The organism is Shewanella sp. 8A (genome assembly GCF_023475945.1).
In the GTDB taxonomy this organism is placed as follows: Bacteria; Pseudomonadota; Gammaproteobacteria; order Enterobacterales; family Shewanellaceae; genus Shewanella; species Shewanella xiamenensis.
In genome coordinates this window covers 1-222 of sequence record NZ_JAMDJP010000138.1, presented here as the reverse complement: position 1 = coordinate 222, position 222 = coordinate 1, and the positions used below count along the sequence as shown (strand labels likewise).

Sequence of the window (222 nt, the reverse complement as noted above, 5' to 3'; positions counted from 1 at the left end):
GTGCCTTTCTTCAATGGCAACAACCAGTGGCTATCAGGTTGCGCTTGCTGCCAAGCGTGCAGCAGGCCGAGCGAGTAAAATCCTCGGTCAAATAGGGTTAGGCTGTGATTAGGAATGCTAGGAATGAGCTGGGACGCTAAGTTCATTTCATTTTCGGCAACCGAATCAAAGGCGCTGTTGACCAATAAATGGCTGCTTAATTCCATCAAGCAAACCATGCGA

The 222-nt window shown here is 48.6% G+C and carries 1 pseudogene; it reads right to left on the bottom strand.

Annotated features, from left to right (window positions below):
* Positions 1-222, bottom strand: a pseudogene (locus M0413_RS23170) (IS4 family transposase); the annotation flags it as partial.